General features: G+C 66.7%; 21 protein-coding genes. 17 read left to right on the top strand and 4 right to left on the bottom strand.

The features are described from left to right. The first annotated feature begins 26 nt into the window (after window positions 1-26). From LL236_RS11370 to holA, 3 genes are read left to right on the top strand one after another with little or no spacing between them, the layout of a single operon-like run. A complete protein-coding gene (locus LL236_RS11370; RefSeq protein WP_228178939.1) occupies window positions 27-605 on the top strand; it encodes a ComEA family DNA-binding protein in 579 nt (192 codons plus the stop codon). Between the two features lie 51 nt (window positions 606-656). Beyond that, complete coding sequence (locus LL236_RS11365; protein ID WP_228178938.1) at window positions 657-3,005, top strand: ComEC/Rec2 family competence protein; 2,349 nt, start codon at window positions 657-659, stop codon at window positions 3,003-3,005. A gap of 9 nt (window positions 3,006-3,014) precedes the next feature. Next, window positions 3,015-4,043, top strand: a complete 1,029-nt coding sequence (gene holA, locus LL236_RS11360) for a DNA polymerase III subunit delta (RefSeq protein ID WP_228178937.1) — start codon at window positions 3,015-3,017, stop codon at window positions 4,041-4,043. A gap of 58 nt (window positions 4,044-4,101) precedes the next feature. On the opposite strand, the gene rpsT is transcribed toward holA, so the two are convergent. Continuing rightward, a complete protein-coding gene (gene rpsT / locus LL236_RS11355) occupies window positions 4,102-4,362 on the bottom strand; it encodes a 30S ribosomal protein S20 (protein ID WP_228178936.1) in 261 nt (86 codons plus the stop codon). 107 nt (window positions 4,363-4,469) lie between these two features. Continuing rightward, a complete protein-coding gene (locus LL236_RS11350; protein WP_228178935.1) occupies window positions 4,470-5,195 on the bottom strand; it encodes an alpha/beta fold hydrolase in 726 nt (241 codons plus the stop codon). Window positions 5,196-5,270: 75 nt separating this feature from the next. Between LL236_RS11350 and lepA the strand changes: the two genes are divergently transcribed. The 11 genes from lepA to era all read left to right on the top strand — a co-directional run bounded on the left by lepA (window position 5,271) and on the right by era (window position 16,247). Next, entirely contained in the window at window positions 5,271-7,118 is a 1,848-nt protein-coding gene (lepA, locus tag LL236_RS11345) for a translation elongation factor 4 (protein ID WP_228178934.1), read from the top strand. A gap of 10 nt (window positions 7,119-7,128) precedes the next feature. Next, window positions 7,129-7,773: a DUF1990 family protein gene (locus LL236_RS11340; protein WP_228178933.1), complete on the top strand. Its 645-nt coding sequence runs from the start codon at window positions 7,129-7,131 to the stop codon at window positions 7,771-7,773. Then, window positions 7,773-8,981 (top strand): radical SAM family heme chaperone HemW, encoded by a 1,209-nt coding sequence (gene hemW / locus LL236_RS11335; protein ID WP_228178932.1) that lies wholly within the window; start codon window positions 7,773-7,775, stop codon window positions 8,979-8,981. The genes LL236_RS11340 and hemW overlap by 1 nt, the downstream gene beginning before the upstream one ends. Before the next feature lie 110 nt (window positions 8,982-9,091). Beyond that, complete coding sequence (gene hrcA, locus LL236_RS11330) at window positions 9,092-10,126, top strand: heat-inducible transcriptional repressor HrcA (protein ID WP_228178931.1); 1,035 nt, start codon at window positions 9,092-9,094, stop codon at window positions 10,124-10,126. Between the two features lie 48 nt (window positions 10,127-10,174). Then, entirely contained in the window at window positions 10,175-11,290 is a 1,116-nt protein-coding gene (gene dnaJ / locus LL236_RS11325) for a molecular chaperone DnaJ (protein ID WP_228178930.1), read from the top strand. 2 nt (window positions 11,291-11,292) lie between these two features. Beyond that, a complete protein-coding gene (locus LL236_RS11320; RefSeq protein ID WP_228178929.1) occupies window positions 11,293-12,030 on the top strand; it encodes a 16S rRNA (uracil(1498)-N(3))-methyltransferase in 738 nt (245 codons plus the stop codon). Between the two features lie 52 nt (window positions 12,031-12,082). Continuing rightward, window positions 12,083-12,430, top strand: coding sequence for an HIT domain-containing protein (locus tag LL236_RS11315; RefSeq protein WP_228178928.1), 348 nt, complete (start codon window positions 12,083-12,085; stop codon window positions 12,428-12,430). Window positions 12,431-12,494: 64 nt separating this feature from the next. After that, window positions 12,495-13,523: a PhoH family protein gene (locus LL236_RS11310; protein WP_228178983.1), complete on the top strand. Its 1,029-nt coding sequence runs from the start codon at window positions 12,495-12,497 to the stop codon at window positions 13,521-13,523. Further along, window positions 13,520-13,990, top strand: coding sequence for an rRNA maturation RNase YbeY (gene ybeY, locus LL236_RS11305; RefSeq protein ID WP_228178927.1), 471 nt, complete (start codon window positions 13,520-13,522; stop codon window positions 13,988-13,990). Before LL236_RS11310 ends, ybeY begins: the two co-directional genes overlap by 4 nt. Then, window positions 13,987-15,333, top strand: a complete 1,347-nt coding sequence (locus LL236_RS11300) for a hemolysin family protein (protein WP_228178925.1) — start codon at window positions 13,987-13,989, stop codon at window positions 15,331-15,333. The genes ybeY and LL236_RS11300 overlap by 4 nt, the downstream gene beginning before the upstream one ends. After that, window positions 15,330-16,247: a GTPase Era gene (gene era / locus LL236_RS11295; protein ID WP_228178923.1), complete on the top strand. Its 918-nt coding sequence runs from the start codon at window positions 15,330-15,332 to the stop codon at window positions 16,245-16,247. Before LL236_RS11300 ends, era begins: the two co-directional genes overlap by 4 nt. Window positions 16,248-16,267: 20 nt before the next feature. Here the strand turns inward: era and LL236_RS11290 are convergent, their stop codons facing one another. Next, complete coding sequence (locus LL236_RS11290; RefSeq protein WP_228178921.1) at window positions 16,268-16,885, bottom strand: hypothetical protein; 618 nt, start codon at window positions 16,883-16,885, stop codon at window positions 16,268-16,270. A gap of 187 nt (window positions 16,886-17,072) precedes the next feature. On the opposite strand from LL236_RS11290, the gene leuA reads away from it, so the two are divergent. Then, complete coding sequence (gene leuA, locus LL236_RS11285; RefSeq protein WP_228178910.1) at window positions 17,073-18,833, top strand: 2-isopropylmalate synthase; 1,761 nt, start codon at window positions 17,073-17,075, stop codon at window positions 18,831-18,833. A gap of 27 nt (window positions 18,834-18,860) precedes the next feature. On the opposite strand, the gene LL236_RS11280 is transcribed toward leuA, so the two are convergent. Continuing rightward, a complete protein-coding gene (locus LL236_RS11280; protein WP_228178908.1) occupies window positions 18,861-19,583 on the bottom strand; it encodes a trimeric intracellular cation channel family protein in 723 nt (240 codons plus the stop codon). Window positions 19,584-19,619: 36 nt separating this feature from the next. Between LL236_RS11280 and recO the strand changes: the two genes are divergently transcribed. After that, window positions 19,620-20,396, top strand: a complete 777-nt coding sequence (gene recO / locus LL236_RS11275; protein WP_228178906.1) for a DNA repair protein RecO — start codon at window positions 19,620-19,622, stop codon at window positions 20,394-20,396. Continuing rightward, entirely contained in the window at window positions 20,393-21,205 is an 813-nt protein-coding gene (locus LL236_RS11270; RefSeq protein ID WP_228178904.1) for an isoprenyl transferase, read from the top strand. The genes recO and LL236_RS11270 overlap by 4 nt, the downstream gene beginning before the upstream one ends. The last annotated feature ends 47 nt before the right edge of the window (window positions 21,206-21,252 follow it).

The raw sequence follows: 21,252 nt of genomic DNA, 5'->3' as shown, positions 1-21,252 counted from the left end.
TTGAGCCATGCCTCTAGCGTCGCGGTGTGGGTGGGCTTGCACGCGAGGATCGACGTCGCTGGGGTGTCGGTGCGGTCGTGATTCTCGCCCTGGGCGGCCTTTCGATCGCGGTGATCGTCGGGGTTGTTCGGGGTGCGGCATCCGCTCAGTCGATGACTCCGGCACCTGTCACGGTGGCGACGGCGTCCGCCTCGCTCTACGTTCACGTCTCGGGCGCGGTGAATGCGCCGGGGCTATACGTGTTGCATCCCGATTCGCGGGTCGTGGACGCCGTTGCCGCGGCAGGGGGATTCGCCGAGGATGCCGACACGTCTGGGGTCAATCTTGCTCGTCCCGTGTCGGACGGCGAGCAGCTGATCGTGCCGCGGGTGGGGGAGGTGTCGGCGGCTGGACCCGCGGGTGTCGCGGCGGACGGCCGCGTGAATCTGAACACTGCGGATGAGGCAGCCCTCGACACGCTTCCAGGCGTGGGGCCGGCTATTGCCGGACGGATCATCGAGTGGCGGGAGGCGAACGGGCGGTTCGCGAGCGTCGATGACCTGTTGTCGGTGTCGGGGATCGGACCCAAGATGCTCGAGTCCATTCGTGATCTCGTCACGGTGTGAGCGGGGCATCGTGTGCTGAGGGGAGGGCGGCGGTGGCGGGCCGCGCGGCTCGTGCCGGCCGCAGTGGTGGCGTGGGCGACGGCTTTCGTGCTGGTGAACGCTCCTGCGCTGGCGCCGATGACGGTCGGGGCGCTGGCGGCGGCCGGCATCGGCGGGGGCGTTGTGCTCGGTGCGCTCTCGCGACGGCGTGCGTCGACCGTTGCGCCGGAGTTCGGTGGCGTGACTCGGCGTGCCCCGGCCAGCGTGGGCGTTTTGTCTGTTGTTGTCGTGGCCCTCGCGGCGGGCGCTGCGGTCGGCATCCATGTGTTGTTGGCGCAGCCTGGGCGGGATGCCGCGCTAGAAGCCTTCGGGAGCGGCTCGCGTGTGGTCGAGGTCGAGGCGATCGTCAGCGGGAAAGTCGAGCCACGCGCTGGCGGTCAGCGCGCGTTCGATGCCTCGATTCGACTCCTCGGAACCGATGGAGGTGCTCTCACCGGGTGGACTGACGCGGCAGTTCGCGTGTCGGGCGAGCAGGCCAGCAGCGCGCTGGATGTCGGCGCACGTGTGCGCATGAGCGGAACGAGCAGGCCGGCGTATCCGGGCGATCGTGCTGTCGTGCAGATCCTGGCGCACGAGACAGAGATCGTCGAACCGCCAACCGGCATCCTGCGCTTCGCAGCCGACCTGCGGCAGTCGCTCGTCCGCGCCGCGGCGGGGCTTCCCGGCGGCGGGGGAGAGCTCGTTCCGGGGCTCGCGGTAGGGGACACGTCAGCTGTCAGCTCCCAGACGGATGCCGACATGAAGGCATCCTCGCTGTCCCACCTCACCGCGGTCTCTGGCGCCAACTGTGCGCTCGTCGTGGGGATCGCATTCGTCGTTGCGGCTGGGCTGGGAGCAGGCCGCCGCGTGCGTGTGATCGCAGGTCTCGGCGCGCTCGTCGGGTTCGTCATTCTGGTCACGCCGGAGCCGAGTGTCGTTCGTGCCGCGATGATGGCCGGAATTGCCATGATCGCCGTTCTTCTGGGTCGCGCTGGCGCCGGTGTCGCCCTGCTGAGCGCGGCCGTCGTCATCCTGCTCCTGGCCGACCCCTGGTTGGCGGGCTCTCTGGGGTTCGCGCTCTCGGTGGCTGCCACGGCCGCCCTCCTGACGCTCGCCCGGCCGCTCGCATCGGGGCTAACGCGAGTGATGCCTGCCCCGCTAGGGCTCGCCCTCTCGGTGCCGCTTGCCGCGCAACTGGCGTGCGGTCCGCTGTTGGTGCTGATCGATCCGTCGGTGCCGCTCTGGGGAGTGCCAGCGAATCTGCTCGCAGCGCCCGCCGCCCCTGCAGCGACGGTGCTGGGGCTCGCCGCCTGCCTTGCCGCGCCATTCCCTGTGCTTCAAAGCGGCCTGGCGGCACTCGCGTGGCTCCCGGCGACGTGGATCGCCGGGATCGCGGATGTCGCCAGCGGGTTGCCCTTCGCGCGGATTCCCTGGGCGGACGGGCTGGTCGGTGCACTCTCACTGGCTCTGGTGGGCGCACTCGTCGCCCTCGCGCTGGGCCTACCAGGACAGAATCGACGGTCCGCCCGCATCCGCCGCGGTTCGGCGCTCCTGGTCGCAGCTGTCGTCACCGTCTTCACCTGCACAACGGTGGTCACCACGATCACGCAGAGGTGGGGGATCCCCGGTGACTGGTCCATTCTGATGTGCGATGTGGGCCAGGGCGACGCGGTGCTCGTTCGTAGCGAAGGAGTCACGGCGCTCATCGACACGGGCCACGACCCCGCGCTGATGAGCGCATGCCTCGACAGAGTCGGCGTCACACGGCTCGACCTGCTCGTGCTGACTCACTTCGACAAAGACCACGTGGGCGGCACCGAGGCGGTGATAGGTCGCGCCGCCACCGTGCTCCACGGCCCGACGGACGGAAGTGCCGACGAACGGCTCTTGGCAGATCTCGCGCAAGCTGGAGCGGAAGTGGTATCGGCGCAGGAGGGCATGACGGGCACGCTCGGAGGCGCGCGATGGAGTGTGGTCTGGCCGCGCGCGACAGCACTGTTCGCTGCGGGTAACGACTCGTCGGTGACCGTGAGCATCGAAGGCGGCGGCGTCCCCCGATCGCTCTTCCTCGGCGATCTCTCGGCGGATCCGCAACGGATGCTGCGCGCGAGCATTCGCGGCGCCGTCGAGGTCGTCAAAGTGTCGCACCACGGCAGCGCTGACCAGGACCCTGGCCTGTACGACCAGATCGCACCGCGCATCGGGCTCATTGGCGTGGGAGCCGACAACACCTATGGGCACCCCACCGCAACGACGCTGGCGATGCTGCAGGGCAGCGCCGTCGGACGCACCGACCAAGATGGGATCGTCGCGGTCGTCGGAGAGGGCGACACCCTCGCCCTGTGGCGGGAGCGCACCGCGTCTGTCGTGGGTGGCGGATAGGCTTTCGGCATGGCCGCACCCCGTCGCTCGAGTACTTCGAAGTCGGCGATCCGGCAGGTGCCGTGGCGCGATCCGCGTCCCGCGCCCATCGTGCTGGTGTCAGGTCCCGAAGACGTCTGTGCAGAGCGAGCCATCGCGGGCCTGCGGGACTACGTGCGCGCCGAGGATCCGGCAGTGGAGGTGACCGACCTCCGCGCCGACGACTACCTCGCGGGAACGCTGCTGACCGTCACCTCGCCCTCCCTCTTCGGCGAGCCGCGCCTCGTGCGCGTGTTCGGGGTCGAGAAGGCATCCGACTCGTTTCTCACCGAAGCGCTTTCCTATCTCGAGGCACCCCAGGAAGGCGCAACCGTCGTGCTCCGGCACACCGGCGCGAGTGTGCGAGGAAAGAAGCTGCTCGATGCGATCCGCAGCGGCGCGGCGGATGCCGTCGAGATCGCATGCCCGGCCATCAAGCGGGATAGCGACCGGTACGACTTCGCCGCCGCCGAGTTCGCCGCTGCGAACAAGCGCATCGCGCCTGCCGCCCTCCGCGCCCTCGTCTCGGCATTCTCCGACGATCTGACAGAGCTTGCTGCAGCATGCCAGCAGCTGATCGCGGATGTCGATGGCGATGTCACCGAAGAGATCGTGCGGCGGTATTACGGGGGTCGCGTTGAGACCACGGCCTTTGCTGTGGCAGACACCGCTATCGCGGGACGCTACGGCGAGGCGCTCATCACGCTGCGGCACGCCTTAGCCAGCGGGGCCGACCCGGTGCCGCTTGTCGCGGCGATCGCGTCGAAGCTGCGAACGATGGCGCGCGTTGCCGGCCTGCGCGAGTCATCCGCCGCGATCGCTGCCCGGATCGGCGTGAAGGACTGGCAGGTCGACCGGGCTCGCCGGGATCTCGCGGGGTGGAACGAGGAGTCGCTCGGGCGGGCGATTCAGGCAGCGGCGCGAGCGGATGCCGAGGTCAAGGGCGCCTCGCGTGACCCGATTTTCGCTCTCGAGCGGCTCGTCACGGTGGTCGCGACGCGCAGCGAGTTCGGGAGCTGACGGTCGGAGAAACGACAAAGCCCGCCCCGAAGGGCGGGCTTTGTATGAACCGTAACGCTTAGAGCGCCGCGACCTGCTTGGCGATCGACGACTTGCGGTTGGCAGCCTGGTTGGCGTGGATGACGCCCTTGCTGACGGCCTTGTCGAGCTTCTTGGTCGCCGTGGCCAGAGCCTTCTCGGCGGCGGCCTTGTCGCCGGCGGCGATGGCCTCGCGGGTGCGACGCACCTCGGTCTTCAGCGCGCTCTTGACTGCCTTGTTGCGCTCGTGAGCCTTCTCGTTGGTCTTGTTGCGCTTGATCTGCGACTTGATGTTCGCCACGTGGAGACGTTCTTTCGTTCGAGTGATGGATGGACTGCCGGCGACGAGAGAGGGGCGTCCACCGGCGATCGTGAGGGTTAAACCCACACACAAGCCAATCAGCGAGTCTACCAGGTCTGTTCGATGGTCGTGAGCGCGAGGTTCAGGACAGCGTTGAACACGCGCGGTCGCATGGCAGTGACCAAGTGGCTGGTCCGCGGCACAACGATCAGCTCGGCATCCGGTGCGACCCGCGTGAACAGGCGCTCGTTGACCCGCAACTGGTCGAACTGTCCGTTCACGAACCACAGCGGAACCCCGATACGCCCCAGTGCAGACAGCAGATCCAGCACCGACAGGCTACGCAGCGCCGTGTCTTGCGCGTCGAGTGCATAGCCCCCGGCGCCGAAGTCCGCCCGCGTCTCGGGCGGCAGGGTGGCATCCAACACCCGTTCGCTCAGCCACGCTCCGCGATCCGGAAGCGAATCGAAGCCCCGCGCCAGCAGTCGGTACGTCTGCAAAGCGGCACCGCGCGGGATCGCGGTGCATGATGCGGCGATCAGGCCGGCGATCGGAGGGGCATCCTCTTGCCCGGCGTACTCGATCGAGAGCAGTCCGCCCATCGAGTGAGCGACGAGCAGTACGGTGCCGTGTTCCTCGGCGGCGCGGCGAACGGCCCCATCGATCGTTGCGAACGCACCGTTGAGTGAGAACGTCTCGCTCATCCGTGACCCGTGCCCGGGGAGGTCGACGGCTGTCACGGGGTTACCGCGTTCGGTTAGGTACTGCTCTTGCGCCCGCCACATCGTGTGGGAGGTGCGGATGCCGTGAACGAGAACCACCGCGACCGCCATGTCGGTAGAGTAGCCCGCCGCCGCCCCGAGGCAGGGGCGATGCGACAGTGCGCACGCCGGTAGAATCGTGCGGATATGTCCCCCCGTGCCTCCACGCCGCTGCAGCCGGCAGCCACGCCGCCCGCGCAGATCCGCAACTTCTGCATCATCGCGCACATCGACCACGGCAAATCCACCCTGGCCGACCGCATGCTGCAGATCACGGGTGTCGTCTCCGATCGCGACATGCGCGCGCAGTACCTGGACCGCATGGACATCGAACGCGAGCGCGGAATCACCATCAAGAGCCAGGCGGTGCGGATGCCCTGGCAGACGGATGCCGGCACGTTCGCCCTCAACATGATCGACACTCCCGGTCACGTCGACTTCACCTACGAGGTCTCACGGTCGCTCGCAGCGTGCGAGGGTGCGGTCCTGCTCGTGGATGCTGCGCAGGGCATCGAGGCGCAGACCCTGGCGAACCTTTATCTGGCGCTCGAGAACGATCTGCACATCATCCCCGTGCTCAACAAGATCGACCTGCCCGCCGCCGACCCCGAGAAGTACGCGGCAGAACTCGCCAGCCTCATCGGCGGCGACCCGGCCGATGTGCTCCGCGTCAGCGGCAAGACCGGTCAGGGCGTCGAAGAGCTGCTCGACCGGCTCGTCGCCGAAATTCCGGCACCCACCGGTGACGCCGATGCGCCGGCCCGCGCCATGATCTTCGACTCCGTGTACGACGCCTATCGAGGCGTCGTGACCTACGTGCGAATGGTCGACGGCAAGCTCGAGCCGCGTCAGCGCATCCAGATGATGTCAACGCGGGCGGCGCACGATCTGCTCGAGATCGGGGTCTCCAGCCCCGAGCCGACCCCGACCAAGGGTCTTGGCGTCGGGGAGGTCGGCTATCTGATCACGGGCGTGAAAGATGTCCGCCAGTCGAAGGTCGGCGACACAATCACGGACCAGCGAAAGCCGGCATCCGACGCACTCCCGGGCTACACCGACCCGAAGCCCATGGTCTTCTCTGGCATCTACCCGATCGACGGCAGCGACTACGCGGATCTGCGCGAAGCGCTCGACAAGCTCAAGCTCTCGGACGCTTCGCTGCAGTACGAGCCCGAGACCTCGGTGGCGCTGGGCTTTGGATTCCGTTGCGGATTCCTCGGCCTCCTGCACCTCGAAATCATCACCGAGCGTCTGTCCCGCGAGTTCGGCCTCGACCTCATCACCACGGCGCCGTCGGTGACCTACACGGTCACGACCGACACCGGAGAAACCGTGACGGTCACCAACCCCAGCGAATACCCCGACGGCCGTGTCGCCGAGGTTTCGGAACCGGTGGTGAAGGTCGGCATCCTGCTGCCCAAGGACTACGTGGGTACCGTCATGGAGCTGTGCCAGTCCCGACGCGGGTCGCTCCTCGGCATGGATTACCTCAGCGAGGACCGCGTCGAGCTGCGCTACAACATGCCGCTCGGTGAGATCGTCTTCGACTTCTTCGACCAGCTGAAGTCGAAGACGCAAGGCTACGCGAGCCTCGACTACGAGCCGGCTGGGTCGCAGACCGCCGACCTCGTCAAGGTCGACATCCTGCTACAGGGCGAGAAGGTCGACGCCTTCAGCTCGATCGTCCACCGCGACAAGGCGTACGGGTACGGCACGATGATGACCGAGCGCCTGCGCAAACTCATCCCGCGCCAGCAGTTCGAAGTGCCCATCCAGGCCGCCATCGGAGCGCGGATCATTGCTCGCGAGAACATCCGCGCGATCCGCAAGGACGTGCTGGCAAAGTGCTACGGCGGTGACATCACCCGCAAGCGCAAGCTCCTCGAAAAGCAGAAAGAGGGTAAGAAGCGCATGAAGATGGTGGGTCGCGTCGAAGTGCCACAGGAGGCGTTCATCGCAGCCCTCTCGGGCGACGTCGAGGGCAAAGAGAAGTAGTCTGATCGCCATGCGCCGCGGAACCTTCCGGGACGAGACCGTCGATTATGCAGCAGTCGGGGCCACTCAGGCTCCCGACCTCATGCAGTACCCGCCGGAAAAGAGCATTCCCGCCGAAGAGTCCTGGCGGATCGGAAGCGGCCAGGCACGATTCGAGTCGGCGACCGAGTCACTCTTGGCGTGGGCGCCGCTGCGTGGCGCCGGGTTGTCGTTGGCAGACATCCGCCCGGCATCCGGGTCCGGCTACGCCGGGGTCGCGTACGACTCGGATGGCGCACCGATCGCGCCGTCGCGTCGCGAAGCCGAGCAGCGCTTTGATGCCGAGGGCACTCCGTATGTCAGTGCCGGCGCGACCGTGCACGTCACCGGCCGGCTCAGCGGATACCGCGCGGATGCCGAACTGCGTGTCATCCTGGCCGTCGAAGAACCCCGGCGCACGGCTTTCGCGCTCGGCACCGTTGGTGGCTCTGTCGTCAGCGGCGAGGAGCTGTTCCTGATCGAGTGGCGCGACAACGACGAGGTCTGGTTCACCGTGCGCGCATTCGATCGCCCCGTCTCGGCGCTCTACCGGCTCGTACCGCGCTTCGTTCGCGGGCGGCGGCGCCGGCTCTTCCGGGCCTACCTGACGGCGGTATCGCCCTTGTTCGCTCCCTGATGGGCGCAGCGCTTCCCCTCGGCGATCCCGTTCCGCGCGACGGATCGCTCCCCGGTGCGGTCATCGACCCCGCCACGCCGCTGTCGGCCTACGTCCACATCCCGTTCTGTCGCGTTCGCTGCGGGTACTGCGACTTCAACACCTATACGGGCGAGGAGTTGCGTGGCGCGCGCCGCGAGGACTACGCAGGGACGCTCCTTCGCGAGATCGACCTTGCTTCGGGTGTGCTCTCCGCGCATCCGCGCCCGCTGAACACGGTCTTCTTCGGGGGCGGAACGCCGACCCTGCTTCCCGCCCGCGATCTGGCGGTCATCCTGTCAACCCTGCGGGATCGGTTCGGGCTCGAGCCGGATGCCGAGGTCACCGTCGAAGCAAACCCCGACACCGTGACTCCCGAGGTCACGGAGGAACTGGCCAGTGCGGGAGTCACGAGGTTGTCCATCGGAATGCAGTCGGCCGTGCCGGAGGTTCTTCGCACGCTCGATCGCACGCATCGGCCCGAGAACGTCGCAACGGCGGTGAGCGCGGCACGGCAGAGCGGACTGTCAGTGAGCGTCGACCTCATCTACGGCGCCCCGGAAGAGACGCTCGATCACTGGCGACGCAGCATCGAGGCCGCGCTCGCGTTGGAGACCGACCACATCTCGGCCTACGCGCTGATCGTCGAGGAGGGCACCGCTCTGGAGCGCCGCATCCGACGCGGAGAACTCAGCACACCCGACGACGACCTGCAGGCCGCCATGTACGAGCACGCCGACACCGCGTTCGAGGAAGCCGGCTACGGCTGGTACGAGGTATCCAACTGGGCGAAGACTCCCGCCGATCGCTCGCGGCACAACCTCGCCTACTGGCGCGGACACGACTGGTGGGGGTTCGGTCCCGGTGCTCACAGCCATGTCGGAGGGGTTCGATTCTGGAACGTCCGGCATCCTGCCGCCTACGCGCAGCGGCTGGCTGCCGGTGACTCGCCGGGGGCCGGTTCGGAGATCCCCGACGAGGATGCACGACTGCTTGAGCGGGTGATGCTGCGGGTGCGTACGGTCGAGGGCCTGCCCGTGTCGGAGCTGGCACCGGAAAGCCGACAAGCCGTCGCCGGTCTCGTCGCGGACGGACTCGTGGACGGCCGCGGGGCGGTTCGCGGGAACCTCGTACTCACACGCGCCGGACGATTGCTGGCCGACGCTGTCGTGCGCGCACTGACGTCGTGATCTGGGGCGCGGGGGAGAGGCATCCGCTAGAATTGGCACTCTGAGGATGTGAGTGCCAGTGCCACGTCGAGCCGCTCAGACGGCCGACGCCGGATGCGGAAGGAGGCGACATGGTCAGCGAGCGTGGGCTTCAGGTGCTCCGGGCGATCGTGCAGGACTACGTCGATACCCGCGAGCCCGTCGGAAGCAAGGCCATCGTCGAGCGCCACGCGTTCGGCGTATCAGCAGCCACCATCCGCAACGACATGGCGCTTCTCGAAGACGAAGAACTCATCGCGGCGCCCCACACCTCCTCGGGCCGCGTCCCGACCGACAAGGGGTACCGCGTCTTCGTCGACCACCTCGCCGAAATCCGGCCTCTTTCGCCCGCCCAGCGCGCCGCAATCGCGAGCTTCCTGCAGGGGCCCGGTGACCTCGATGATGCGCTGGCGCGAACCGTGCGGGCACTCACGCAGCTCACCGGTCAGGTGGCGATCGTGCAGTATCCCTCGTTTTCCAAGGCGACCATCACGCACGTCGAGCTCGTTGCGCTCGAGCCTTCCCGGGTGCTCGTCATCGTCGTGACTGACACCGGACGCGTGTCGCAGCGACTTGCGCTTCTGACCGTGGCCCTCGACGAGACGGATCTCGCACGCGTGCGCGCCGAGGTGTCGACACTGCTCGTTGGGCGAAGCGTGCGTCAGGGCGCGAAGCGCGTCGAGGAGCAAGCCGACAGCGACGCGCGAACCGCCCACCAGTCGGCGGTGACCGAGATTCTTCGGGTCGTCCAGGAGGAGCTCGACGAGTTTCGACAGGATCGGCTCGTCATGGCCGGCGCAGCAAATCTCGCCCGGCGCGAGAGCGACTTCCGGGGAAGCATCTACCCGCTCCTGGAGGCGATCGAAGAGCAGGTGACCATCCTTCGCCTGATGGGCGAAATGGTCGCCGACGACAACGGGCTGGCGGCCAGCATCGGACGCGAGAATGAGGCATTCGGGCTGTCTGAGGCATCTGTCATCGCGAGTGACTACGATGCGACGGGCGCCAGAGCCCGTGTTGGCCTGATGGGTCCGACCCGAATGGACTATCCCAGCAACCTTGCGGCGGTGCGGGCGGTAGCGCGCTACCTCACCGGACTGCTGGCTGAGGACGAGAAGGGCCGATGAGCCCGTACGAACTGCCCGCGACCACACGCGGGATGCAGAAAGGTGACCGTGGCTGACCACTACGAGGTCCTTGGCGTGTCGCGAGACGCGTCGCCCGAAGAGATCAAGAAGGCCTATCGACGCCTGGCGCGGGAGCTTCACCCCGACGTGAACCCGGGGGAAGAGGCTGCTGAGCGGTTCAAGCTCGTGACGCACGCCTACGACGTCCTCAGCGACCCGCAGCAGCGGCAGCGCTACGACATGGGCGGCGGCCAGAACGGCGGTTTCGGCGGTGCCGGCGACTTCGGCGGTTTCAGCGACATCTTCGAGAGCTTCTTCGGCGGCGGTGGCGCGGCCCGCGGCGGGCGCCCGCGGTCGCGGAAGGAGCGCGGGCAAGATGCGCTGGTTCGCGTCGACCTCGACCTCAAGGATGTGGTGTTCGGTGTGCATCGCGACATCGACGTCGACACCGCTGTCATGTGCGAGACCTGCAACGGCTCGTGCACGCAGCCTGGGACGACACCGGTTCGCTGCGATATCTGCCACGGCACGGGTCACATCCAGCGCACGGTTCGAAGCCTCCTTGGCAACGTCGTCACCTCCCAACCGTGCGGCACGTGCCAGGGGTACGGCACGACCATCCCGTACCCGTGCGCGACGTGCCAGGGGCAGGGCCGCGTTCGCGCTCGTCGCACCGTGTCGATCGATATCCCGGCCGGTGTTGACACGGGCCTGCGGCTTCAGCTTCCCGGATCGGGCGAAGTCGGCCCTGGCGGTGGGACGCGGGGCGACCTGTACATCGAGGTCTCCGTCGCGACGCATCCGGTATTCAGCCGCGAAGGTGACGACCTGCTCGCAACGCTCGAAGTGTCGATGCCGGATGCCGTTCTCGGCGCGGCTACGACGATCGAGGGCCTCGATGGGCCGGTGGACCTCGAGGTGCGTCCAGGAGTCCAGTCGGGCGATGTGCTGACCATCAAGGGTCGAGGCATCACACCGTTGCGCGGCAATCAGCGTGGTGACTTGCGCGTTGGCGTGCACGTGGTCACGCCCACGAAGCTCGACGCCAAGGAACGGGGCCTCATCGAGGAGTTCGCCAAGCGCACGAAGGCTCCCGCGCCTCACCTGGCGGAGTTCCATCAGGGTCTGTTCTCGAAGCTGCGCGATCGGTTCCGGAACGGCTGATCGTGCCGCTTCACTTCGTCGTCGACGAACCGCTGGATGCCGATACCGGCCAGACCGTGACCCTCACCGGCGCTGAGGCGCACCACGCCGCCACGGTGCGTCGGGTCCGCGTCGGAGAAACGGTCACGCTCGGTGACGGAGCCGGAGTGTGGCTCGAAGGCGCCTGCGAGCTCGTCGCAGCCCGCGAGGTCCTGGTTCGCGTCACGAACCGGGAGGAGGTACCGCGTCCATCCGTGCGGATCGAGCTCGTGCAGGCTCTTGCGAAAGGCGACCGCGACGAACTCGCGGTCCAAGCGTCGACCGAACTCGGCGTGGATGTCATCACGCCGTGGCAAGCTGCCCGCAGCGTTTCGCGGTGGGACGCGGCCAAGCGTGAGAAGGGTGTCACGCGCTGGCGTCAGATCGCGCGGGAAGCAGGCAAGCAGGCGCACCGTGCGTGGCTTCCAGAAGTCGGCGGCCCGCTGACGACTGCACAGTTGTGCGAGCGGGCCGCGGCGACCCGGATGCTCGTGTTGGAGCCGACAGCGGCGCTGCGTCTCAGCGAATGGATGCCTGACCCGACCGACTGCCGCGATATCGCTATCGTCGTCGGGCCCGAGGGCGGGATCGACGCAGGCGAGCTGACGTCCCTCGAAGCTGCGGGCGCGACGCTCGTGCGCCTGGGCGAGCATGTATTGCGTACTTCCACAGCGGGACCCGCGGCAATCGCTGTGCTCAGCAGCACGCTCGGCCGGTGGTGATCGTGCAAGTGGTAGCTGGGCCCGCCGGAGAGGCCGTCGGTAGACTGAGCGCATGAGCGAACCCTCCGTCTTCACCCGCATCCTGCGTGGCGAGATTCCCGCAGAGATCCTCAGCGAGACCGAGAACGTGTTCGTCATCCGGGATATCGCTCCGCAGGCGCCGCTGCACCTCTTGGTCATTCCGAAGACCGCCGAATACCGCGATGTCACCGAGCTTGCGGCGGGTGATCCTGCGTTGCTCGCCGAGATGGTGGCGGTGGCGGGGGATGTCGCCGCAGAGCATGGCAGCGGCGATTTCCGACTGGTCTTCAACACCGGTCCCGGCGCGGGGCAGACGGTCTTCCACGTGCATGCCCACGTGCTCGGCGGCGACCTTGCAGAAGGCAGTCTCGGTGGCTGATTCGGACAACAGTGCGGAATCCGGAGATCGCGTCACGGAGCGGTTGTTCGCCGACGGTGTAGCCATGGTCCAGCTTCTCGGGCCCCAAGACAGGCTGCTGCGCGTGGTCGAGCGGGAGCACCCGGATGTCGACGTGCACGTGCGCGGGAACGAGATCACTCTCGCGGGAAGCGCCGCAGCTGTGGCCGCGGCCCGAGAGCTCGTCGAGGAACTCCTGACGATGACGCGCACCGGTCACGATCTCGCGCCAGCTGACGTATCCAGCTCGAACCGTATCCTGCGAAGCGATGGCAACCCACGTCCGTCCGAGGTCCTGGGCGAAGCGATTCTCTCCAGCCGCGGTCGGGTGATTCGTCCGAAGACACTCGGGCAGAAGTCGTACGTGGATGCGATCGAGAACACCACGATCACGTTTGGCATCGGACCGGCGGGTACCGGCAAGACCTATCTGGCGATGGCCAAGGCGGTGCAGGCGCTGCAGCGTAAAGAGGTCAGCCGCATCATCCTGACCCGGCCCGCCGTCGAGGCGGGGGAGCGCCTCGGCTTTCTGCCGGGAACGCTGACGGACAAGATCGACCCGTACCTGCGTCCCCTGTACGACGCGCTGAACGAAATGATGGACCCGGAGATCGTTCCCAAGCTCATGGCGACAGGAACAATCGAGGTCGCGCCACTCGCCTACATGCGCGGGCGCACACTGAACGACTCGTTCGTCGTGCTCGACGAGGCCCAGAACACCACACCGGAACAAATGAAGATGTTCCTGACTCGCCTGGGTTTCAACACGAAGATGGTCGTGACAGGAGACATCACTCAGATCGACCTCCCGCAGGGGGCATCGGGTCTGCGCCTGGTCACGAAGGTGCTGAGCACGATCGACGACATCCACTTCGCGTATCTCACGAGCGACGACGTCGTGCGCCACTCGCTCGTCGGCAGGATCGTCGACGCCTACTCCGAGTACGACGAGCGGCGCCTGTCCGCGAAGCGAGAGCGCGACGAGGCGAGCGAGCTCAGCAATCGTGCCGAGCGCCGCGGGGCAAGCCGGCCCGCAGGACCACGCGATCACATGCCCAAACGAGGACGCCGATGACGATCGAAATCACCAACGAGTCCGGGATCGACGTCGACGAAACGGTCCTCCTGCGACTCACCGAGAACAACCTCGCCGAGTTGTTCGTGAGCCCGGATGCCGACCTCGCGATCCTTCTGGTCGACGAGGGCGCGATGGAGTCATTGCACGTCCAGTGGATGGACGAGCCTGGCCCAACGGATGTGCTGAGCTTTCCCATGGACGAACTGCGGCCGGGAACTGAAGATGCCCCGACGCCGGAAGGACTCCTGGGGGACATCGTGCTCTGCCCGCAGGTAGCTGAAAGCCAGGCTCAGGCTGCCGGTCACTCCACGATGGACGAGCTGATCCTGCTCACGACCCACGGTCTTCTGCATCTGCTCGGTTTCGACCACGCCGAGCCGGCGGAGGAACGGGAGATGTTTGCCCTCCAACGAGACCTCATCGTCCGATTCCACGCGGCCGAACGCCGCCGCCTCAAGCCGTGACCGCGGCCCTCCTGCTGGCTACAGCTGCACTCCTGGTCGCCTTCGGCGGTCTGATGGCGGCGGTGGATGCAGCCCTCGGGGTGACCTCGCGATCCGACCTCGAGGAAATGAGCCAGTCCGGACGCAATGCTGCGTTCCTTCGCGGCATCGCGGACGATCCGGCGGCCCATGCGAACGCCGCCGGGTTCATGCGCGTCCTGTCCGAGACCACCGCGGCGGTGCTGGTCACTGTCGCACTCACGATCCTGTTCGACAGCATCTGGTGGGCGATGCTCGCTGCCGCGATCATCATGACGGGGATCTCGTTCGTCGTGGTCGGCGCGAGCCCGCGCAGCGTCGGGCGCCTTCACGCCAAGGGGCTGCTCCGTGGCGCTGCACCCGTCATCCGTGCGATGCGCATCGTGCTGGGCCCGCTCGCTCACGGCCTCGTCGCGCTCGGCGACCGGGTGACACCCGGCGTAGCCCGCGGCTCGTCGTTCGCCTCCGAAGAGCAGCTGCTCAGCATGGTGGATGAAGCCGCGTCACAAGACCTCATCGAAGAGGATGACCGCGAACTGATTCACTCCGTGTTCGACTTCACCGATACGTATGTGCGCGCGGTCATGATTCCGCGCACAGAGATGGTGACAGTCGAGGCAGACACGACGACGAAGGACGCGATGGAGCTGTTCCTCGACAAGGGCGTATCGCGCGTTCCGGTGGTCGACGACGAAGCCGATGACGTCATCGGGATGCTCTACCTCAAAGACCTGGTGCAGTTCGCGTATCGCGACGAGGCTGGCTGGCGTGCTGCTGCGATCTCGCAACTTGCGCGACCGGCCGTCTTTGTCCCCGAATCGATGCGAGCCGAGACCCTCTTGCAGCAGATGAAGCGCGAAGCCGTGCACGTGTGCATGGTGGTCGACGAGTACGGCGGGGTCTCGGGCCTTGTCACCCTCGAGGACCTGATCGAGGAGCTGGTGGGCGAGATCGCTGACGAGTTCGACCCGCGGGCCACCGAAATAGCCGAGGTCGCCGAGGGGCGCTACCGCGTCAGTGCCCGACTCGGCCTTGCCGAGGTCGGGGAGCTTTTCGACCTCGATCTCGAAGACGACGAGGTCGACTCGATCGGGGGACTGCTGGGCAAGCAGCTCGGCAAGGTGCCGCAGCCCGGAGCGGTCACAGACTTCGAGGGGCTGCGCATCACTGGCGGCGCATCCCGCGGCAAGGGTCGCGGCATCACCACCGTCTTTGTGGAGCGCATCCCCGTCCGGGCCGATGCCGCGGAGAGCGAGGCCGCTGCTGAGGGCGATGGCTCAGTGGCGGCATCCGAGACATCATCTGAGCGGAAGGTGCGCTCGTGAGCGGCAGCGATTATCGGTCCGGCTCTGATTTTCGGTCCGGCTTTGTGACCTTCGTGGGGCGCCCCAATGTCGGCAAGTCCACGCTCATGAACGCCCTCGTCGGCGAGAAGATCGCGATCACCAGCGACAAGCCGCAGACCACCCGGCGCGCCATTCGCGGCATCCTGAACCGCCCCGGCGGGCAGATCGTGATCGTCGACACCCCCGGTCTGCACCGCCCGCGCACCCTCCTCGGTCAGCGCCTGAACGATCTTGTCGAAGAGGTCCTCGGGGATGTCGACGTGATCGCCTTTTGCGCTCCGGCGACCGAGAAGGTCGGGCCCGGAGATCGGCGGATCGCCGAGTCCCTGGACGGTTACGCCTCGGCGAAGAAGATCGCCCTCGTGACCAAGACCGATGCCGCATCCCGCGATCAGATCACGGAGCGGCTCATGGAGGTCGACGCCCTGCGCGAGGACTGGGCGGCCGTCATTCCGCTCTCGGCGGTCACAGCCGATCAGCTCGGGGTTCTGGCTGACGAGATCCTGAAGATGCTCCCCGAAGGCCCGGCCCTCTACCCCGACGACGTCGTCACGGACGAGGCCGATGACGACCGGATCGCCGAGATCATTCGGGAGGCCGCGCTCGATGGCGTGCGCGACGAGTTGCCGCACTCCATCGCCGTCGTCGTTCAGGATGTCGAACCGCGCGAGGACTCGGACCTGATCGACGTCTACGCCGACATCGTGGTCGAACGCGACAGTCAGAAGGCGATCATCATCGGCAAGAAGGGCTCCCGACTCGCGCGCGTGGGTGCCGCTGCCCGCGAACAGATCGAACCACTGCTTGGATCCCGCGTCTTCCTGTCACTGCACGTCAAGGTAGCCAAGGACTGGCAGCGCGACCCGAAGCAGCTCGGTCGCCTCGGTTTCTGACCTCACGTGCAGATCCCGCCTCAGCCGATCGGTCTGAGAGCAGACTGGACGATGACGACGCCGTCGCCGTATTCGGCATCTGCGGCATCCTGCAGGGTGCCGTCATCCCAGATCACCTGCGCCCACACGTAGCCATCCTGCGTCCAGGTCGCAAGCAGCAGATCACCGAGCTCGGTCGGCAGCTCACGTGCGATCTCGTCGAGCTCTGCGACTGGCGTTTCGCCCGGGACTCCTCCCGTCGGGTCCTCTGGGCGAATCGGATCGTAGAGCGCAAGCATGATCGGCGGTTGGGTGGCGGTGAAGACCTCGCCGTCGAACGTTCCGAAGACGGCATAGGTGCCCCACCGCGTGTCCCCCGACTCCTCGAACCCGTCGACGCCTTCCCAACTCCAGCCCATGAGCGGCAACCCGTCGCACTGCGGCGGGTAGGACTCGGCGATCGGGCCGAGGCAGAGCGCCACATCCCCAGCGACATCCAGCACAGTTCCCGTGCCGACCACTTCGCCGTCCGGCGGGCTGATTTGTGTGGTCGACAGTGAGCCGCCGGATGCACCGGACCCGCTGGCGCATCCGGTGGTGATCAGCAGGAGCGACGCAGCGGCGAGCGCGGCAGTACCGAGACGAGCAGTGATCCTCATACCCATACTGTGTCGAGCGCGAAAGAAACGTCTCACGGATCAGGGGACGAATTGCTGATAACATCGCGGTATGCGTGCACTCTCGCTTCTTCTTAGCTGCCGCGGCGGGGCCATCTAGGGCCTACCTCGTCGCGGAGCTTCGTGTCGGCCCGTTCACCTCGAGCCAGAAGCAGGAAGAAGCGACACCATGAAGAACACTCAGCAGCCGTCGGGGATGCCGACGCACAAGTACGTTCCTTATCACGAGCAGATCCGCGTGTCGGTTCCCGACCGCACGTGGCCCGACGCGACAATCACCCAGGCACCGCGCTGGTGCGCCGTAGACCTGCGCGATGGTAACCAGGCGCTCATCGACCCGATGAGCCCCGAGCGCAAGCGGATCATGTTCGATCTGCTGGTGAAGATGGGCTACAAAGAGATCGAGGTGGGCTTTCCGTCCGCGAGCCAGACGGACTTCGACTTCGTGCGTCACCTGATCGAAGACGACGTCATCCCCGACGACGTGACTATCCAGGTTCTGACGCAGGCGCGCGAGCACCTCATTGAGCGCACCTACGAATCGATCCGCGGCGCGAAGCGCGCGATCGTGCACCTCTACAACTCGACGAGCATCCTGCAGCGCGATGTCGTGTTCCGCACCGACAAGCAGGGGATCATCGACATCGCCCTCGAAGGTGCTCGCCTGTGCCGCAAGTTCGAGGCGACGGTTCCGGGCACGGAGGTGTTCTACGAGTACTCGCCTGAGAGCTACACCGGCACCGAGCTCGAGTTCGCCGTCGATGTGTGCAACCAGGTTCTCGAGATCTTCGAGCCGACGCCTGAGCGGAAGGTCATCATCAATCTGCCGGCGACGGTCGAGATGGCAACGCCGAACGTCTACGCCGACTCCATCGAATGGATGAGCCGCCACCTGAACCACCGCGAGAACGTCCTGATCTCGCTGCATCCGCATAATGACCGCGGCACGGCGATCGCGGCTGCCGAGCTCGGCTACATGGCCGGGGCCGACAGGATCGAGGGCTGCCTGTTCGGTAACGGCGAGCGCACCGGAAACGTCGACCTGGTCGCGTTGGGGATCAACCTGCTGACGCAGGGGGTGGACCCTCAGATCGACTTCAGCGACATCGACCAGGTCAAGCGCACCGTCGAGTACTGCAACCAGTTGCCCGTGCATGAGCGCAGTCCCTGGGCTGGCGACCTCGTCTTCACCGCCTTCAGCGGGTCGCACCAGGATGCGATCAAGAAGGGCTTCGAGTCGATGGATGCCGCCGCCGCGGCGCAGGGCGTCGGCGTCGATGAGTTGGTATGGGCTGTGCCCTACCTGCCGATCGATCCGAAGGATCTCGGCCGCTCGTACGAGGCCGTCATCCGCGTGAACTCGCAGTCCGGCAAGGGTGGCGTTGCGTACCTCTTGAAGACCGACCACGCCCTGGACCTGCCGCGGAGACTGCAGATCGAGTTCTCGGGCGTCGTGCAGGCAAAGACGGATGCCGAGGGCGGCGAGGTCACCAGCGACCAGATCTGGTCGATCTTCACCGACGAATACCTGCCGAGCTCCGTCGCCGACGAGCGCTGGGGCCGTTTCGAACTGCTCTCCACCCGCACCGAAAGCGACATGACCGGTGACGTGGTCCTCGACGTGAAGCTCCGCGACGGCGACTCCGAGGTCTCGGCGCGCGGAAACGGCAACGGACCAGTAGCGGCGTTCCTGGAGGTGCTGCGCGAACACGGCTTCGGGGTCACCGTCTACGACTACGTCGAGCACGCTCTCAGCGCCGGGGGTGACGCGCAGGCCGCGGCCTACGTCGAACTGCAGGTCGAAGGTGAGCGGTTGTGGGGTGTCGGTATCGACGGCGACATCTCGACGGCGTCGCTGAAGGCGATCGTCTCGGGCGTGAACCGCGCTATCCGCGTTCGCGAAGAGTCCGGAGTGCTCGCGGCCGTCTGACAGTCGAGCGCGCGCGGGGGTCGCCGGTCAGCCGGTTGCCCCCGCGTCGCCGTTGTCCGTTGCTAGCGGGGCGACGACAGTGATAGCTGATGTCTCGACGGCGACCTTCCGGCGGTAGAGGGCGCGTTGCTCGGGAAGCGAAATATCGAAGACGACGGCGAGGAGCCGGATGACCGTCGTCACGGCCACCGCGATGATCGCCGCGGCAGTCAACGGCGCCCCGAATGAGAACGAGACGGTGAGCACGACACACCCGGCGCCTGCAGCTACCGCGTAGAGCGATCCGACGTGCATGATGGCGACCGGTAGGCCCATCAGCACATCACGCAGGATGCCGCCACCGACTGCCGCGGCGACACCAACGAAGATCGCGGGCACTTCCGGAAGCCCGAGATACAGCGCCTTGCTCGTGCCGAACGCGCCGAACAGGCCGATGACGAGAGCGTCGAGTCCGACGATCAGCCAGCTGACGCGCTCGAGGATCGTTGCGAGCAGCATCCCCAGGAGCGCTGCCGCGACCGCGGTGAGCAGGTACCAGTTGGACTGCAACGTCGAAGGCGTGACGTTCAGCAGCAGGTCACGGATCAGACCGCCGCCCATCCCCATCACGATCCCGATGATCGCGACGCCGAGCAGGTCAAGGCGCCGCTGGCCACGGAATCCCGAGGCAAACAGAGCTCCCTGGAGGCCACCGAGCGCCACGGCGGAAAGATCCGCCCAGAGCGGGATCACGAAGAGCGGCTCGTTCACCCGTCTATTGTCGCTCGATGCCGGGATAATCGAGGGGTGCCCACTTACCGTGACGAAGTCGTGGTTCTGCGCACCCACAAACTGGGTGAAGCGGACCGGATCGTCACGCTACTGAGCAGGCGCCACGGCAAGGTTCGCGCCGTGGCGAAGGGCGTACGCCGCACATCGTCGCGGTTCGGTGCTCGCCTCGAGCCCTTCATGGTTGCCGATGTACTGCTGTACCAGGGGCGCTCGCTCGATATCGTGCAGCAGGCTGACAGCCTCGGCGCCTACGGCGCTGACATCGCGCTCCACTACGACAGGTACACGGCCGCGCACGCGATGGTCGAGGCCGCGGACCGGCTGACGGAGTCCGAGGCGACGACGCAGCAGTATCTTCTGCTGCTCGGCGGCCTTCGAGCGCTGGCTCGGGGCGAGCACGCGTCGCGCAGCATTCTCGACTCCTACCTGCTTCGCGTGATGGCTCTGTCGGGATGGGCGCCCGGGCTGGATGCGTGTGCGCGCTGCGGGCGCGTCGGGGAGCACACCTCCTTCGTCGCCCAGCTCGGCGGGATGGTGTGTTCCGAGTGCTCGCCGGTTGGCTCGGCGCGGGTGGATGCCGAGACCCTCGGAGTGTTGCGCGCGCTCATGACGGGGGAGTGGGACATCGTGGACGCGGCATCCGGTGGGGCAAACGGGGCGGCATCTGGCCTGATCGCGGCGTACACCCAGTGGCACCTCGAGCGCGGCATCCGTTCGCTCGAACACCTTGGCACCTTTGCGCCGCCTCCACAGCAGCCAGCAGCCGTTCAGACGATGGAACCCACTCCATGAGCCCCAAGTCCTACACCCACCGTGACGCCGTTCCCTACCGGCCGATCGATTGGACAGGTCTCTATCCGCCCGAGTTTCCCGCAGGCTCGGTACCGAACCATGTCGCCATCGTCATGGACGGAAACGGACGCTGGGCCAATCGGCAGGGTCTCACCCGTGTCGAGGGTCACAAGGCCGGCGAAGCGGCACTTCTCGATGTCGTGGCTGGCGCCATCCAAGCTGGCGTGAAGCACCTGTCGGTATATGCCTTTTCGACCGAGAACTGGTCGCGCTCACCCGACGAGGTCCGGTTCCTGATGGGCTTTAACCGCGATGTGCTGCACCGGCGTCGTGATCAGCTCAATGAGTGGGGTGTTCGGGTTCGCTGGGCTGGCCGCAAGCCTCGGCTGTGGTCGAGCGTGATCAAGGAACTGCAGTTCGCCGAGCAGCTGACCGCAGGCAATGACGTCCTGACGCTCACGATGTGCGTCAACTATGGGGGTCGTGTCGAGCTCGTCGACGCGGTGCGCTCCATCGCCGATGACGTGGCGGCGGGTCGCCTGCGAGCGTCGGCTGTGAGCGAGAAGCTCATCGCTCGACGGCTCTATCAGCCGGACATGCCGGATGTCGACCTGTTCATTCGATCAAGCGGAGAACAGCGCACATCGAACTTCCTTCTCTGGGAGTCGGCGTACGCGGAGTTCGTGTTCCTCGACACGCTATGGCCCGACTTTTCCCGAACAGACCTCTGGCGCGCGATCGACCTCTATCTCGGCCGCGACCGCCGGTTCGGTGGTGCCGTCGACACTCCGGAGGCGCCCGCTCTCTAGGCTGCTCGCTGGTAGGCGTCCACGCCTGATTCGGCTCGCCGGTGGCG

Origin of the sequence: Microbacterium schleiferi, assembly GCF_020781975.1 — a bacterium.
GTDB lineage: Bacteria > Actinomycetota > Actinomycetes > Actinomycetales > Microbacteriaceae > Microbacterium.
Note: the sequence above shows the minus strand (reverse complement) of the source record. Positions and strands in the feature narration are given on the sequence as shown.

What these genes read in the sequence shown, in the direction of transcription:
- LL236_RS11310 (WP_228178983.1), top strand. Translation starts at nt 12,495, where the DNA reads ATGGTCCAGCTTCTCGGGCCCCAAGACAGGCTGCTGCGCGTGGTCGAG.
- leuA (WP_228178910.1), top strand. Translation starts at nt 17,073, where the DNA reads ATGAAGAACACTCAGCAGCCGTCGGGGATGCCGACGCACAAGTACGTT.
- LL236_RS11290 (WP_228178921.1), bottom strand. Translation starts at nt 16,885, where the DNA reads ATGAGGATCACTGCTCGTCTCGGTACTGCCGCGCTCGCCGCTGCGTCG.
- LL236_RS11340 (WP_228178933.1), top strand. Translation starts at nt 7,129, where the DNA reads ATGCGCCGCGGAACCTTCCGGGACGAGACCGTCGATTATGCAGCAGTC.
- lepA (WP_228178934.1), top strand. Translation starts at nt 5,271, where the DNA reads ATGTCCCCCCGTGCCTCCACGCCGCTGCAGCCGGCAGCCACGCCGCCC.
- holA (WP_228178937.1), top strand. Translation starts at nt 3,015, where the DNA reads ATGGCCGCACCCCGTCGCTCGAGTACTTCGAAGTCGGCGATCCGGCAG.
- hrcA (WP_228178931.1), top strand. Translation starts at nt 9,092, where the DNA reads ATGGTCAGCGAGCGTGGGCTTCAGGTGCTCCGGGCGATCGTGCAGGAC.
- LL236_RS11270 (WP_228178904.1), top strand. Translation starts at nt 20,393, where the DNA reads ATGAGCCCCAAGTCCTACACCCACCGTGACGCCGTTCCCTACCGGCCG.
- hemW (WP_228178932.1), top strand. Translation starts at nt 7,773, where the DNA reads ATGGGCGCAGCGCTTCCCCTCGGCGATCCCGTTCCGCGCGACGGATCG.
- LL236_RS11350 (WP_228178935.1), bottom strand. Translation starts at nt 5,195, where the DNA reads ATGGCGGTCGCGGTGGTTCTCGTTCACGGCATCCGCACCTCCCACACG.
- LL236_RS11315 (WP_228178928.1), top strand. Translation starts at nt 12,083, where the DNA reads ATGAGCGAACCCTCCGTCTTCACCCGCATCCTGCGTGGCGAGATTCCC.
- ybeY (WP_228178927.1), top strand. Translation starts at nt 13,520, where the DNA reads ATGACGATCGAAATCACCAACGAGTCCGGGATCGACGTCGACGAAACG.